This window comes from Halorientalis regularis (assembly GCF_023698535.1).
Lineage (GTDB): Archaea > Halobacteriota > Halobacteria > Halobacteriales > Haloarculaceae > Halorientalis > Halorientalis regularis.
In genome coordinates, this window is the sequence record NZ_JALJCL010000007.1 from 1 (window position 1) to 13,545 (window position 13,545).

Here is a 13,545-nt window from a genome sequence, read left to right on the forward strand (position 1 = left end):
CGGGCAGCCACGCGACACGGGGTAAGAGCTGAACGCATCTAAGCTCGAAACCCACCTGGAAAAGAGATACCGCCGAGATCACTCGTAGAAGACGAGATCGATAGACTCGGGGTGTACGCACCGAGGTGACGAGGTGTTTAGCCCGCGAGCACTAACTGATCGAAGCCACCAATCATACCGCATGGACGCACAGACCCGATGAATCGGGTCCAGGCGTTAACTGGATTGCACGTACTATACGGTCGTCCGCATCGTCCCACTGAAAGACAAGCCTTTCACGCCTCGAGCGTCGAGAAGCGTTCGAGACACCGACACTGGAGAATCGCGGTTCGATTCCGCGAGTCGGCGTTAAGGCGGCCACAGCGGCGGGGGTACACCCGTACCCATCCCGAACACGGAAGTTAAGCCCGCCAGCGTTCCGGGGCCTACTTGAGTGCGCGAGCCTCTGGGAGACCCGGTTCGCCGCCTCCATTCATTCGACCCGCACCAGCATCGCGCTGGTGCGGGTCTTTTCATTTCGAACGACCAGCAGTCTCACTGCTCTCACCGAGTCGAAGAATCAGCGTCGCTCCCGGGGTGCACTCGGCCGATCAGGTCATCGATACCGTCTCGTAATCCATCCTGGCAGCGACCTCGGGGTGAACCGCCGCGAGGAGGAATCGGGTGGTATCGGTGAAGTACTCGATGAGACGTTCCGTCCGGGACGCGTCGAACGCCCCGAGTGAATCGACCAACAGGAGCGGTGAGACTTCGTCGACGTCGTAGACGAGGAAACCGGCCAGGCCGAGGACGAGGCCGATGACTGCCCGTTCGCTCTCGGCAAGGTGTTCGATGGAATCTTCTCGCACGACGCCATCGACCTCACGCGCGATGACGATGTCGAAATTGCCGGTGAGGCGAACGCGTTCGATGCGCTCGAAATCGAGTGCATCGATCAGATCGTCCATCGTCTCGTTGAACACGTCTCGCAGCTCCTGTTCCTGGTTCTCGATTCGGTCGGTCAGCGACCGGATATCCGCGCTCAGTTGTTCGATTTCCGCACGCTTTCGCTCGCGCTCGTCACGTTTCGACTCCAGGTCCTCGATGGTTTCTTCCAGTCGCTCGGCGTCCCGCCGGAGCGTCTGGAGTTCGAGACGAGTCTCCTCGATTTCGGTCGCCAGGTCCGACCGAGACTCGGCACGCTCGCTCTCGTGGGTTTCGATCTCGTCGGCGATATCGTCGAGTTCGGCTTCGATACGCTCCAGTTCGGTTCGCTTCTGTTCGAGGGAGTCGCGACGCTGCTGGAGCTGCTGGTCGATGTCTGTCAGGTCGCTCTCCAGCTTCTGGACGCGCCGGCGCGCGTCCGTGGCCGCCTCGATGTCGTTCTCTATGTCGGACAGCTCCGGTTCCCGTTCGCGCTTGCGTTGTTTGTCCTGTTTGAGGACCTCCTGAAGCTCATCGACGGTGTCCTCGAAGTCACTTCGGGGCGCAGGGTTTCCGCAGGCCCAGCAGGAGAGCTCGTCGTCAACGAGTCCGGGTTCGTAGCCGAGGCTCCCGGCGTACTCCGAGTCGAGGAGTTCCCGGTTCGCTGACAGAACCGACTGAAGGATGTCGATACGTTCGGTAATCTCGGTGAGTTCTTCACGAACGGACTCACGCTCCTGTTTGAGACGTTCGATGTCGTGGGAGTCGGCGTGTTCACGGGCCGTTTCGAGATCGGATTCGACCGTCGACCGACGGTCGGTCAGTCGGTCGATTGTCTCCTCCAGTTCGTCGATCTGGTCCCGATAGTTCTCCCGTTCCGTCCGCAGGTCGGTCCGTTGCTCCCGGAGTTCCTCGAGCCGTTCGTCGTCGGTTTCGGTGTCGTTTTGCTCGGCGTAGAGGTCGTCGAGTTCCGAATCGAGTGTTTCGATTCGCTCCCGTGTCTCGGCGAGTTCGTCTGTGTGGTCTGCCAGGCGCTCGTCGATATCGTCCAGTCGTTCGACGTCACGACGCAGGTCGCGCTTCCGTGACATCTTCTCGGACCGCTCGGACTCGAGTGCCTCGATGTCGATCGGCTCTTTCAGCAGCGACTCGACGTCCTCCCCCTTTTCGACGGCGCTCCGGAGTGGATTCGTACCGAGCAGGCACGCGAACTGGTTGACGAGGTCGGTGTCGTCCGGGTCGCTCAGCCAGCTGTCGTCGCTGATCTCGTATCCAGCCCCGTTCCGCCGGGCCTGGCGCTGTATCTCGGTGTCATCGAGACTGAGCCGAACGCTCGCCAGGTCGGCCCCGCTGCGAACGGGGACCTCGTCGGCACCGAGTGCGAACTGGACACTGCGCAGGAGCGATGTCTTGTTCGAGGCGTTGCGGCCGACGACGAGTGTCGTTCCCGGCCCGAAACTGAACGATGCGTCCGATATCCCACCGATGTTCTGGATGTCGAGTTCGATCTTACTCATTGTCTACCTGTGTGGGTTCGACGGCGATCGGTCCCCAGACGGGCGACGGGACGCAACCGGTGTTCGACGAAACCCGTTCCATCTGTTGATTGCGGTTGCACAGCAGCGAGCAAATATTCGTCGGTTCGCCGACTCGGAAACCGCTTCCCAGTGTCTCCGGATTTCGAGCCGTGCGGGTCACTGCCGCTGCCCGGCCGAGAGATAATCGTCGACGTTGGTGTCGCGGCTCGTCTCGATCGACTGCTCCACGTCGGCGACGACGCCGAGTTCGCGAACCTGGCTGACGAGTTCGTCGACCCGGGAGTTCGTGGCGGCCGTCGCGACGGCGTAGATGTCGTACGTGCCGACGCCGCGGGTCACCAGCCAGAACGGCATCTCGGAAATCCGGTCCAGGGCCGTCGACTTGGCGTCGGCGTCGTCGGTCACCGTGATCGCCAGTCGGACGATCTCCCACTCGTGTTCTTCCGGTTCGAGGAGAAAGAAAATCGAGGTGCGGTCGAGCAGCTTCGACACTCGGTGCCGGACTCCCTCACTGGACATCTCGTGTCCTTCGCTGGCCAGTCGTTCCGCGATGTCCGAGTACGGTGTCCGCGGACCGTTCGCGAGAGCTTTGAGGATGATCCGGTCCACCTCGTCGGCGTCGGGTTCGAGAGACATACCCAGACAGGTGCTATCTACCACCATCGTCTTTTCGGTAAACCCCATAACGGTGGTCGACACCCCTATGTTCGTCGATACGACCGGAATGATAATTTATAGATATAGTTACTATATCTGTTGTGTTCGTACATATGTTATTTTGTCCTGTCGAGGCTCGGGATCCGTACGTAATTGGGATAAACGGTAGTTTGAATGGGTAAGAACCGTGTTCGAGAGACTGAAACACGATATCGTCCAACAGTGCCGGTTTTTGAGACTCCCAATCGTCAATTTCCGCATTTAGGCCTGACAGCTCACTCTATCGACGACTTCTGCGGTGGACACCAAGAACTGGATCCGCCGTCCTCGTGGTGCGATCTGATTATAATTTCTTTGACTTTATCCGTTATATGCTGCTTTCTGAACACTATATGCTCGGGATCGGGACACGTCCTGTTTCCGCCCCCACAACAATAATAATCGGATGTGGCAATATCGAAGCAATGGCTGTTTCGACGATGACGACGGCGATCGAAGCCGTCGACGGCGGCGATGTCGTGTACGTAGGCGGATTCGGATTCGCCCAACCGTTCTCTGCAGTTCACGAACTGATCCGACAGGGCGTCTCGGATTTACACGTGATTCGATCGTCCGGCGGTGTCTTGCTCGATCAGCTCGTCGGTGCCGGCTGTGTTTCGGAGACGACGATCGCACACTGCTGGAACGCGGTCGGGCCGACACCGACGAGCGCGTTCCGGCGGGCCGCCGAGGACGGTGTCCCGCGGCCCATCACGGTCGAAGAACACGGACTCGGAAACCTCGTCTTGCGACTGTTCGCTGGCGCACGGCGACTGCCGTTCGTCCCGGCCGGCCCCGTCGAATCGACGGGACAGTTCGAAAACCAGTCGTTCTCGGGCAAGTTCAGCGAAGTTACCTTCGACGGCGATAGCCACTACGTGATGGAACCGCTGAATCCGGACGTCAGTATCATCCACGTTCCCCGTGCCGACGAACGGGGGAACGCTCAGTTGACCGGCGCGCGCGCCGAGATCAAACACGGCGCGATGGCCGCCGACACGCTCCTGGTCACGACTGAAGAGGTAGTCTCCTCGGAACAGATCCAGGACACACCGGACGAGACGGTCGTTCCCGGGTTCATGGTCGATCACGTCGTCGAATCGCCCGGCGGTGCCCATCCCTCCGGCGTACTCGGGTGCTACGGGCGGGACATCGACTACCTGGAACACTACGGCGAGGTGACTGGCTCGCTCGACGACTTCGAGGCGTATCTCGACGAGTGGGTCTACGGCGTCAGCGACCGGGCGGAGTACCTCGAAGCTGTTCGAGCCAGTGGGTTCGCGGAGGTGTCCCCGTGAGCGACCCTGAGCCGACACAGCGCGAACAGTTGCTCTACACGGCGGCCCAGGAATTCCGTGACGAGAGCACCGTCTTCACCGGATTTCACTGGCCCGTCGTCGCCGCCAGAGTGGCGAGAAAACTCCACGCCCCGAACCTCACCTCCGTCTTCGAGGCCGGCATCGTCTACCGGGGCACCTCGGAGACGCTACCCACGAGCACGACCGAAATAAATGCCTTCGACGGAAATACCGACATGTACGGCAACTCGATTGACACGTTGCACACGTTCCTCAAGTCGGGCCACCTCGACCGCGCGGCCATCGACGTGTCGAACGTCGACCGCTTCGGCAACGTCAACACCACGGTCATCGGAGACTACGACGACCCTTCGGTCCGCCTGCCTGGTCCGGGCGGTGCCAACGATATCGCAACGCACGCCGAGGACCTGACGCTCATCTGTGGCTCGGCCGACCCGGAGCGCTACCAGGACCGGGTTTCCTACGTGTCGAGCCCTGGTCACATCGACGGCGACGGCTCCCGCGAGGCGGCCGGCTTCGAGCCGGGGACCGGCCCCTCGAAGCTCATCACCCCGCTCGGAACGTTCCGCTTCGACGAGACCGGGCGCACACGACTCGACCGGCTCGTTCCCGGGGCTACCGTCGCGGACGCCCGGGAAATGACTGGCTGGCCCATCGAGGATGGGGACCACGAGGCCCTTCCCGCCCCGGACGCAGACGAACTGGCTGTCGTCCGCGAGGTCCTCGAAGAAGCGGCGGACCGCAATTACGCGGCGATTCGTCCCTGAGCGGCGGACACTGCTCGCCGCTCGGTTTCCGGAGCCGGGATATCTTTAACAGTCCCCGTCGAACCGTTTGTGTGAGCCAATGGCACATGTAACGACCAGGGAGTTGGTCCTCCCCGGATACCGGGTCTCCACGGGTACCATCCGCGACCAGTGGGGAGGCGGAGCGAGTGGCGTACAGCACAAAACAGTGCAGGCGAAAGACGACGATCCGACGACGCTGGCGACACGGGCGGGCCGCGCCGCGCTCGACGGACGGACGGACGTGGACGCCGTCTTCTTCGCCACGACGACCCCGGTCTACGAGTACGGGTCGGTGACGCCGTTTCTCGCCGACTCGCTCGGACTCGACGACGACACACACGTCCAGACGTTCGGCGAGTCGGCCCGAGCCGGCACCGCCGCGCTCCGGGCAGCCGGGAACGCCGTCGACGGCGACAGCGACACGGTCCTCGTCGTCGCCGCGGAAGCCCCGTCCCCCGCACCGCGAAGCGACTGGGAGAAAGTCGCTGGAGCGGGGGCCAGCGCCGCTCTCGTCGAGAGCGACGGCGAGGGCCTCGAGCGGGTGGCCGCGGGTACCTGTGCGCGCCCGTTACTCGACGAGTGGCAGGCCCCAGATAGCGACACGCTGTCGACCGCCGACGACCGCTTCGCGCGAAATATCGGGTACGTCGAGACGAGCCAGCAGGCTATCGAGCGGGCACTCGACGCCGCCGACTGGTCGGCCGAATCGCTCGACGCGCTCGTGGCGACCCACCCCAACGGCAAGTTCGCCGGTCGGCTGGCCGGTGCCGTCGGCGTCGGCGACGACGTGCTGGCGACGCCGGCGTTCGGTCGCGAGTACGGCAACCTCCGTGCGGCGAGTGCGCTGGGGTCGCTGGCACTGGCCGACCTCACCGCAGGGGACCGCCTCGTCGTCGCGGGCTACGGCGTCGGGACGGCCGACGCGCTGGCCTACGAGGTGTCCGAACCGCCCGCGGCGGCGTCAGTCGCCGACGAATCGACCGACCTCGACTACGTCGACTACCTCGACCACGTCGATCAACTGGAGTGATAACAGATGCACACCACCATGCGGGAGTTCCGCGACCGGGCAGCGAAGTTCGGCCTCGACCGGGCCGAGTGTACCGACTGCGGTCGGATGAACGATCCGACGGCCGAACTGTGTTACCACTGCGGGGGAGACGCCTTCGAGGACGTGACCCTCTCGCCGCGGGGCGAGGTGCAGACCTACGTCGTCCAGCACGCCCTCCCGGAGACGTTCGACACACCTCTCCCCATCGCCATCGTCGAGACGCCGGAGGGCGGGAAGGTCCTCGGGATGTTCACGGAGGCCGACGAACCCCATTCGGTGGCGATCGGTGACACCGTGACCATCGAACTGAAACGGTTCGACCGGCAGGACGGACAGGTCCTCTACGAACCGAAGTTCCGCCTCGACGGAGGGTCGTCGGCATGAGCGACGACGTGGCCGTCGTCGGAGCGGGGATGATCCCCTTCGGCGAGCGGTTCGAACTGGGCTACTACGACATGATCGGCCGGGCCTACAAGGAGGCAAAGTCCCACGTCGACCACGGCATCGACGATTCCGACGTCGACGCCGCCTGGCTCGGGACCGCCTACGGGACCCTCTCGAACGACGCCGAGATCGTCTCGGGGGCGCGCCTGAGCGGGGCGACCGGCCTCAAGGGCATCCCCATCACGCGCGTCGAGAACGCCTGCGCGACCGGCAGCGACGCAGTGCGCAACGCCGCCGCCGCGGTCCAGGCCGGCCAGGCCGACGTGGCCGTCGTCGTCGGGGCCGAGAAGATGCGGGACAAGCCCACCGACGAGTTCATGAAGACGGTGACGAACCGGCCGACGACCCGCGGGATGACCGCGCCGGCCTTCTTCGCCATGTACGCCCAGCGGCACATGCAGGAGTACGGCACCACTCGCGAACAGATGGCCGAGGTGGCCGTCAAGAACCACGCGAACGGGACCAAGTGCGAGTACTCACACTTCGACTTCGAGGTCGACGCCGAGTCCGTCCTCGACGCGCCGCGCGTCTCCTACCCCTTCGGGCTGTACGACTGTTCCCCACAGACCGACGGGGCCGCCTGTCTCGTCCTGGCGAGCGAGGACGTGGCCGACTCCTACACCGACGACCCCGTCTGGGTCCGCGGGACCGGCAACAGCACGGTGCCCTACGACATGACCAAACGGGACGACTACCTCGAAGCCGAGCCGACCATCGAGGCCGCGAGCCAGGCCTACGAGATGGCCGGGCTCGGCCCCGACGACGTGGACGTGGTCGAACAGCACGACTGTTTCACCTTCACGGAACTGCTCAACATGGAGGACCTGGGCTTCTGTGAGAAAGGCGAGGGCGGCGAGTTCGTCGCGAGCGGCGCGACCCGGCTGGACGGTGACCTCCCGGTCAACCCGTCGGGCGGTCTCAAAGCGAAGGGTCACCCCATCGGCGCGACCGGCGTCGCACAGATCTGCGAACTCGTCTGGCAACTCCGGAACGAGGTCGGCGAGCGACAGGTCCCGGACGCGACGACCGGCCTCCAGCACAACCTCGCCGGGTCGCTCGCGGTCAGTAACGTCACCGTCGTCTCGACGGAACGGGACTGAGACGGTTCGGCCCGGGACCGCCGTCTCGGGCCCTTGCGGCGGTACCTACACTCAAGTAATGGCGCGCCCTTGTCCGAGAAGAGATGTACGAAGACGTGCAGTACGAGGCGAGCGAGGGTATCGCGACCATCACCATCGACCGTCCGGACGTGCTCAATGCCTTCCGTGAGCAGACCATTCTGGAGTTGAACGCCGCGATTCGGGACGCCCGCGAGGACGACGGCGTCTACACCATCGTGCTCACCGGTGCCGACGGGGCGTTCTGTGCCGGGGCCGACACCACCGAGATGCCCGCCTGGGACGAACAGGCCAAGGAGGATTACGCGGGCTACCTCTGGGGCGTCCAGAACGTCGTCCGCCAGCTCCGGGCGGCCTCGAAACCATCCATCGCGGCCGTCGCCGGCCCCGCCGTCGGCGCCGGCTGTGACTTCGGGCTGGCCTGTGACATGCGCGTGGTCGGCCCCGACGCCTTCTTCCGCGAGGGGTTCGTCCGCGTCGGCCTGATCCCCGGCGACGGCGGCGGGTGGCTGCTCCCCCGGCTGATCGGTGAGTCCGCCGCCAAACAGTACCTGCTCACCGGCCGCGACATCGAACCGGACGACGCCGTGGACCTCGGGCTCGCCGTCGAGGAGGCCGAGGACCCGCTCGCGGCCGCCCACGACCTGGCCGAGGAGTTGCTCGGCCTGCCCGCAACCGCCGTCCAGCGGACGAACGACCTGGTCGACTCCGAACAGGGATTCGAGGACTACTGCGAGCGAGCCATCGAGTACCAGTGGGACTGCGTCAACGACCCGGAACACCACGAGGCTGTCGCGGCGTTCAACGAGAACCGCGACCCGGAGTACGACCGCGACTACAGCTAGAACGGCTGCGGATCCGGACCGTCAGACCAGGTCCGGAATCCCGTTTTTCTTCAGTTCGGCCGCGATCTGGTTCTTCTGGATCTCGTCGGTGCCAGCCGCCAGCCGCCGACCACGGGCGCGTTTGTAGAGATTTTCCAGCGGGTGGCCCTGCTGGTAGCCGTTCGCGCCGAACACCTGCAGCGACTCGCTGGTGACGTGCTCGACGGTCTCGGAGGCGAGCAGTTTCGCCAGCGACGCGTCCAGCCGGTCGGGAATACGCCCCTGCTGTTCGGCGTTGACCGCTGCACGGTAGGTCAGCGCCCGCGCCGACTCCAGCCGTTTCGCCATGTCGGCGAGTTTCCACTCGATGCCCTGGAAGTCGCCGATGGGCTGGCCGAACTGCTCGCGCTGCTGTGCGTAGTCGATAGCCTTCGAGAGCGCGTTCCGGCTCCAGGCGTTCGCGACGGTCGCGCTGCCCAGTCGCTCCCAGTTGAGCGCCTTGAGCTGCTGTTTGAACCCCTCTTCGCCGCGGGTCACGACGTTCTCCTCGGGAACGACCACGTCTTCCATCCGGAAGTGGGTCTGTTCGTGGTCGGCCATGTTGGTGTAGTGCTGTTCGATCTCGACGCCGTCCCAGTCGAACTCGATCACGACCGAACCGAGTCCCTCCGGGAACTTCGTCCAGACCAAGGCGGCGCTGGACGACTTGACGTGACTGACCCAGATTTTCTCGCCGTTCAACACGAGATCGCCGTCCTGTTCAGTGACTTCGGTCCGCATCGAGCTCGCGTCCGAGCCGGATTCGGGTTCGGAGATGGCGATCACGACGGCGTCCTCGCCCGCTGTCACCGGCGGGAGGTAGCGTTCTTTGGCCTCGTCGGTTCCGAACATCTCGATGGCCCGTGGGGCGACCATCTGCTGATTGTAGAGGAACTCCGCCGTGTCGGGACAGACTTTCCCGACTGCCTCGATGGTCAACATGGCTTCGAGTTCACCCATGCCGCCGCCACCGTACTCCTCGGCGATGTTGACCCCGAGGAACCCACGGTCGGCGAGCAATTCGATGTTCGGCCACGGCGCTTCCTGCCACTCGAAGGCGTCGGCTTCGAACTCCGATTCCGCGAGGTCGACGAGTGACGACACCAGCATCTCCTGTTCTGCGGAGAGCGAGAGCATACTCGGGATAGCGAGTACGTAACCGTAAACCTTCCCCGGTCGGAAATCCGCCGCTGTCACATCTCTCTCCGAACTGGACGGTTCGGCCACGTCGTCGGACGGGCGCGGTGGTGCGGAGCCGCTACTGCCGTGGTACGAACTTTTATTTTCGCACCGCCGCAGTCTGTGGTATGACGGTCAATCTGACCGACGAGGAGCGGGCCCTGCGTGACCGAACGCGCGAGTTCGGTACCGAGCACATCCAACCCGACGCGATGGAGTACGTCGAGTCCGGGGAGTGGCCCTGGGACATCTACGAGAAGGCGGCCCAGGAGGGACTCATCGGCCTGCCCTTCGAGGCGGAATACGGCGGGCAGGACGCCTCGCTGGTCGAGCAGTCGCTCGTCGCCCAGGAGTTCTGCCGCGCGGACTCCTCGGTCGGGATCGCCCTCCACGGGTCGATGACGGGCTGTCACGCGATGTCCTCGCTGGGCACGCCCGGGCAGAAGGAGCGCTGGCTCGAACCGGTCACCCGCGGCGAGATGACGACGGCCATCGGCCTGACCGAACCCGACTCCGGGTCGGCCCTGGCCGAGACGACGACGACCGCCGAGAAGGACGGCGACGAGTACGTCATCAACGGGGAGAAAGACTGGATCGCCAACGGCGTCAGCGGCGACTGGGTGGCGACGCTCTGTCGCACGGACCCCGACCCCGACAAACCCCACCGCGGGCTGAGCCTCATCGTCGTCCCCACGGACGCCGACGGGTACGAGGCCGAGGAACGGGAGAAACTCGGGCTCGACGCCGCCGAACACGCCCGGCTGACCTACGACGACGTGCGAGTCCCCCAGGCGAACCTGCTCGGCGAGGAGGAGGGAAAGGGGTTCTACCAGGCGCTGGACTGGCTCGAACACGGCCGGGTCGACATCGCCGCCGCCCACCTCGGGATGGCCGAGGGAGCCTTCGACCGCGCGCTCGCCAGGGCCAAGGACCGCGAACAGGGCGGCCAGCGTATCGGCGACTACCAGGGGATGCGCTGGAAACTGGCGGACATGCGTAAACAGATCGAAGTGGCCAATTCACAGGTGTATCGCGCCGCCAGGGCCATCGACGAGGCCGAGGCCGGCGGCGAAGTCGAGGAGAGCCTGATCGAGCAGGCCAGCATCGCCAAGCTCTACGCCACCGAGATCGCCTGCGAGGTGGCCGAGGAAGCGGTCCAGATCTTCGGCGGGGCCGGCTACGGCACCGACGAGGAGGTCGAACACTTCTACCGCGACGTGAAGGCCGGCACGATCTACGAGGGGACCAGCGAGATCCAGCGCAACACCATCGGGAAGGTGCTCTTCGATGAGCTCTGAGATGGACTTCGGCGTCATGCTGTCGACGTTCGGCGACCACGCCTCGCCCGAGGCGTTCCGCCGCGTCGCTACGGCCGCCGAGGGCGCGGGGTTCGACTCGGTGTGGGCCGGCGACCACGTCTCGCTCCCGGCCGAGATTCCCGACGAATACCCCTTCTCGCCCAGCGGCGAATCACCGTTCCACGTCTCGCAGGACACCTACGACGTATTCGGCGTCCTCTCACACCTGGCGGCGGTCACCGACTCGGTCGATCTCGGGACGAACACCTGCATCGTGCCCTACCGGCACCCGGTGGTGCTGGCGCGGAACGCCCTCACCGTCGAAGCGCTCTCGGACGGCCGGTTCGACTTCGGCGTCGCCCCCGGCTGGATGGAGACGGAGTTCGAGGTTCTCGACGTGCCCTTCGAGGAGCGGGGCAGCCGGACCGACGAGTTCCTCGAGATGTTCACACGGGCCTGCGAGGAGGGGCAGATCTCCTTCGACGGCCCGCACCACTCCTTCCAGGAGACCGGCTTCCACCCGACGCCCGACGACGACGGGCCGACGATCTGGCTGGGCGGGAAGTCAGGGGCGGCGTTCCGGCGGACCGCACAGTTCGGCGACGGCTGGACGATCTTCTGGGACCGCCCCGACGCCATCGCGGCGGGCCGGGAGCGACTCATGAACGCCTGGACCGACTTCGAGCGCGAGGGCGACCCCGAGGTGGCCGTCATCCGGGCCACCGAGGTCGGCGACGACACCGAGCGCGACCCCGAGAAGCCACTCGTCGGCGAACCCGAGAAGATCGTCGAAGACATCGAGGCGTACGCCGACGCCGGGACCACGCGCGTCGTCATCGACTTCTACACGACCGACATCGACGAGCAGATCGAGCAGGTCGAGCGGTTCGGCGACGGCGTCGTCGACGCGTTCTGACGGCCGAGACGGGCGGGAAACGGCTGTTTTCGGCCAGCTGGTGAGGCTTTTGCGCTCCCGAAATCGAGATGGAGGATCGAAATATCAGGGAAGAACCTCTCTATCGCCGGCAGTTGCCATAGTACATAATTTTAAATCGTCCATGAACATACGGGATAGCATGTCATCCCATAGACGGAGAGACGTTCTGAAGGGAGCCGGTGCTATCGGTGTCGGTGCGATGACCAGCCTCGCAGGATGTGCCGGCAATCAGGGCAACGGTGGTTCGGGCACGATCAGTGTCGGGCACCTGGCCGCGCTCTCGGGGCCGTTCGCGACGATCGGAAACCCGTCCCGTGACGGGGCCGACCTCGCCGCGAAACAGATCAACAACTCCGACAGCGACATCGAGATCGACGTCACCCACGCCGACACGGAGAGTTCGCCCGAGACGGGCGTCACGAAGGCGCGGGAACTGGTCCAGCAGGAGAACATCGACGTGCTGATGGGATTCGGTAGCAGTTCGGTCGCCAAGGCCGTCTCGGAGTTCGCCAACACGCAGGACACGCTGATGGTGACGACCATCGCACAGACGCCGGACATCACGACGAGCGGCTGCAACCGCGTCACCTTCCGGACGGCGTCGAACCTCGACCAGCTCACGACCGCGCTGGCCCAGACGACAGACGAGATGACCGATGGGACCCGCATCGCCGGCATCCTCCCCGACTACACGTTCGGGCAGCAGACCTGGGAGGTCTACCAGCGCGAGATGGAGAACCTGGGGGCCGAGGTCGTCAACGAGACGTTCCCCTCGTTCGGGCAGGGCGACTACCAGAACGAGATTCAGGAGACGCTCAACGCCGACCCCGACATCGTCTACACCTCGATGTGGGCGGGTGACCTCATCACCTTCATCCAGCAGGCCAACGGGTTCGACTTCTTCGAGCAGATCCCGGACTTCGTCGCCGGCAGTGGTGCGATCACCGACGTGTCGCGGAGCCTCGGCTCGGACATGCAGGAGATGATCGCCGTCGACCGGTACTTCTTCCAGTACCCCGACACCGAGAACAACCAGCAGTTCGTCGACGCCTGGCAGAGCGAGTACGACGAGATTCCGGTCAACGTCGGTCAGGAGACCTACGCCGGCGTCTACGGCGTCCTCGAAGCCGCGAACGCGAGCGGGGGCACCAGCACCGACGACCTAATCAGCGGCCTGGAGGGTCTGGAGTGGCAGGCTCCCGAGGGGACCAAGACCATGCGGGCTGCCGACCACCAGGCCATCGACGACAACATCTGGACGGGGCGGGTCGGTCCGGTCGACGACCTCGACTTCTACGGGTTCACCGAGATGCTACCCGTCGACGGCGCGAGCGTGACGCCCGAGCCTGACTGCGACCTCTAGCGCCGGCGACGGACGCGCTACCGGCACCAACGAGCTATTTCAGTATGA

General features: G+C 64.7%; 12 protein-coding genes and 2 rRNA genes. 11 read left to right on the forward strand and 3 right to left on the reverse strand.

What is annotated here, in order from left to right; genetic code table 11:
- Positions 1 to 175 (forward strand): 23S ribosomal RNA (locus MU521_RS10075); the annotation flags it as partial.
- A 174-nt stretch (positions 176 to 349) separates the two neighbouring features.
- Positions 350 to 471 (forward strand): 5S ribosomal RNA (gene rrf / locus MU521_RS10080).
- A 119-nt stretch (positions 472 to 590) separates the two neighbouring features.
- On the opposite strand, the gene MU521_RS10085 is transcribed toward rrf, so the two are convergent.
- Together MU521_RS10085 and MU521_RS10090 are read right to left on the reverse strand one after the other, a co-directional pair.
- Complete coding sequence (locus tag MU521_RS10085; RefSeq protein WP_092692651.1) at positions 591 to 2,420, reverse strand: archaea-specific SMC-related protein; 1,830 nt, start codon at positions 2,418 to 2,420, stop codon at positions 591 to 593.
- Between the two features lie 177 nt (positions 2,421 to 2,597).
- Positions 2,598 to 3,077 carry an Lrp/AsnC family transcriptional regulator gene (locus MU521_RS10090; RefSeq protein WP_092692689.1) on the reverse strand — a complete coding sequence of 160 codons (480 nt, stop codon included), beginning with the start codon at positions 3,075 to 3,077 and terminating at the stop codon, positions 2,598 to 2,600.
- A 485-nt stretch (positions 3,078 to 3,562) separates the two neighbouring features.
- Between MU521_RS10090 and MU521_RS10095 the strand changes: the two genes are divergently transcribed.
- From MU521_RS10095 to MU521_RS10120, 6 genes are all read left to right on the forward strand, one after another.
- Entirely contained in the window at positions 3,563 to 4,435 is an 873-nt protein-coding gene (locus MU521_RS10095) for a CoA transferase subunit A (protein WP_175452870.1), read from the forward strand.
- The gene (locus tag MU521_RS10100; protein ID WP_175452869.1) at positions 4,432 to 5,223 is read left to right on the forward strand and encodes a CoA-transferase; all 792 of its coding nucleotides are present in this window, start codon (positions 4,432 to 4,434) and stop codon (positions 5,221 to 5,223) included. The genes MU521_RS10095 and MU521_RS10100 overlap by 4 nt, the downstream gene beginning before the upstream one ends.
- Before the next feature lie 187 nt (positions 5,224 to 5,410).
- A complete protein-coding gene (locus MU521_RS10105; RefSeq protein ID WP_092692641.1) occupies positions 5,411 to 6,274 on the forward strand; it encodes a hypothetical protein in 864 nt (287 codons plus the stop codon).
- A gap of 6 nt (positions 6,275 to 6,280) precedes the next feature.
- Positions 6,281 to 6,679 (forward strand): Zn-ribbon domain-containing OB-fold protein, encoded by a 399-nt coding sequence (locus MU521_RS10110; RefSeq protein WP_092692638.1) that lies wholly within the window; start codon positions 6,281 to 6,283, stop codon positions 6,677 to 6,679.
- Positions 6,676 to 7,839: a thiolase family protein gene (locus MU521_RS10115; protein ID WP_092692634.1), complete on the forward strand. Its 1,164-nt coding sequence runs from the start codon at positions 6,676 to 6,678 to the stop codon at positions 7,837 to 7,839. The genes MU521_RS10110 and MU521_RS10115 overlap by 4 nt, the downstream gene beginning before the upstream one ends.
- A gap of 83 nt (positions 7,840 to 7,922) precedes the next feature.
- Positions 7,923 to 8,702, forward strand: a complete 780-nt coding sequence (locus MU521_RS10120) for an enoyl-CoA hydratase/isomerase family protein (protein ID WP_092692632.1) — start codon at positions 7,923 to 7,925, stop codon at positions 8,700 to 8,702.
- Positions 8,703 to 8,723: 21 nt separating this feature from the next.
- On the opposite strand, the gene MU521_RS10125 is transcribed toward MU521_RS10120, so the two are convergent.
- On the reverse strand, positions 8,724 to 9,857 hold the full coding sequence (locus MU521_RS10125; RefSeq protein WP_092692629.1) for an acyl-CoA dehydrogenase family protein: 1,134 nt from the start codon (positions 9,855 to 9,857) through the stop codon (positions 8,724 to 8,726).
- A gap of 170 nt (positions 9,858 to 10,027) precedes the next feature.
- On the opposite strand from MU521_RS10125, the gene MU521_RS10130 reads away from it, so the two are divergent.
- The 3 genes from MU521_RS10130 (at position 10,028) to MU521_RS10140 (ending at position 13,497) form a co-directional block, all read left to right on the forward strand.
- Positions 10,028 to 11,197, forward strand: coding sequence for an acyl-CoA dehydrogenase family protein (locus MU521_RS10130; RefSeq protein ID WP_092692627.1), 1,170 nt, complete (start codon positions 10,028 to 10,030; stop codon positions 11,195 to 11,197).
- Positions 11,187 to 12,113: a TIGR03619 family F420-dependent LLM class oxidoreductase gene (locus tag MU521_RS10135; protein WP_092692624.1), complete on the forward strand. Its 927-nt coding sequence runs from the start codon at positions 11,187 to 11,189 to the stop codon at positions 12,111 to 12,113. Before MU521_RS10130 ends, MU521_RS10135 begins: the two co-directional genes overlap by 11 nt.
- Positions 12,114 to 12,273: 160 nt before the next feature.
- The gene (locus MU521_RS10140; protein WP_175452868.1) at positions 12,274 to 13,497 is read left to right on the forward strand and encodes an ABC transporter substrate-binding protein; all 1,224 of its coding nucleotides are present in this window, start codon (positions 12,274 to 12,276) and stop codon (positions 13,495 to 13,497) included.
- The last annotated feature ends 48 nt before the right edge of the window (positions 13,498 to 13,545 follow it).